Origin of the sequence: Eubacterium album (genome assembly GCF_025336545.1) — a bacterium.
GTDB lineage: Bacteria > Bacillota > Clostridia > Lachnospirales > Lachnospiraceae > Eubacterium_U > Eubacterium_U album.
This window is the reverse complement of record NZ_JAODBU010000023.1, coordinates 1-1,507: the sequence shown is the minus strand read 5'-3', so window position 1 is coordinate 1,507 and position 1,507 is coordinate 1. Positions and strand designations below refer to the sequence as shown.

1 protein-coding gene is annotated in these 1,507 nt (G+C 36.9%); it reads left to right on the top strand.

The window, feature by feature from the left end:
• The first annotated feature begins 126 nt into the window (after positions 1–126).
• On the top strand, positions 127–1,332 hold the full coding sequence (locus N5B56_RS13365; RefSeq protein WP_412335105.1) for an IS256 family transposase: 1,206 nt from the start codon (positions 127–129) through the stop codon (positions 1,330–1,332).
• The last annotated feature ends 175 nt before the right edge of the window (positions 1,333–1,507 follow it).

Below are 1,507 nucleotides of genomic sequence, written 5' to 3'. Positions count from 1 at the left end.
GAGAGTGTGAAAGTTTTTCTGTAAATTAATATTTAAATATAATTAATAGGCCTTCTATGATAAAATTTATTATTATAGGAGGCCTTAATTATGGCAAGAGAAAGAAAAAAAGTACACAAGGTACAAATGACTGATGGCAAACGTGCCATCATCCACCAGCTATTGGATGAATATGACATTCAGACAGCTGAAGACATCCAGGATGCATTAAAAGATCTTCTTGGAGGTACAATCAAAGAAATGATGGAAGCTGAAATGGATGACCATTTGGGTTATTCAAAATCACAACGTTCAGAATCCGATGATTATCGAAACGGTTACAAGTCGAAGCGTGTCAACAGTAGTTATGGCTCCATGGAAATCGATGTTCCACAGGACCGTCGTTCTACTTTTGAACCACAGATTGTAAAGAAACGTCAGAAAGACATTTCAGACATTGATCAGAAAATAATCTCAATGTACGCAAAGGGAATGACAACAAGGCAGATTTCCGACACAATTGAGGATATTTATGGGTTTGAAACATCAGAAGGATTTATTTCTGATGTGACTGATAAAATAATGCCACAAATCGAGGACTGGCAAAACCGACCGTTAGATGAAATTTATCCTGTTGTTTACATAGATGCCATCCATTATTCTGTAAGGGATGAGGGAATAATAAGAAAGCTTGCGGCCTATGTAATTCTCGGCATTACAGTGGACGGGAAAAAGGATGTATTAAGCATAAGTGTTGGAGATAATGAAAGTTCTAAATACTGGTTGTCTGTATTGAATGAATTAAAAAACCGAGGTGTAAAGGACATTCTTGTTATATGTGCCGATGGTTTAAGTGGTATAAAGGAAGCCATATCGGCAGCTTTTCCAAACACGGAATATCAAAGATGCATAGTTCATCAGGTGAGAAACACTCTTAAATATGTACCCGACAAAGACAGAAAAGCCTTTGCGAAAGACCTTAAGACAATATATCAGGCAGTTAATGAAGAAAAAGCTCTCGAAGCATTAGACAGGGTAACTGAGAAATGGACTCCGAAGTATCCAAACTCAATGAAAAGATGGAAGGACAATTGGGACGTAATATCACCTATTTTTAAATTTTCAGATACTGTACGAAAAGTAATATATACAACCAATGCCATTGAAAGTTTAAATTCAACATACAGGAAACTTAATCGTCAGAGAAGTGTATTTCCAAGCGACAAGGCATTGTTGAAAGCTCTGTACCTTTCAACGTTTGAAGCAACGAAGAAATGGACAACGACCTTAAGAAACTGGGCTCAGGTGTATGGAGAACTGAGCATTATGTACGAAGGCCGTTTGCCTGAATAGCATAAAAAATACCCAATATCAAGGATGAATATACGCCCGTTATAAAATGGGCGTCCTTGACATGGGTATTTTTATATGCTAGTTATATAAACAAGAGCTGCAAGCTCATTTCATGAACTTACAGCTCCATCACTTATCATAGAATGTCTATTTACAGACTTTATTTCACAGACTC

Excerpts from the sequence above, each read along its gene's own strand:
- N5B56_RS13365 (WP_412335105.1), top strand. The coding sequence starts at position 127 with ATGACTGATGGCAAACGTGCCATCATCCACCAGCTATTGGATGAATAT.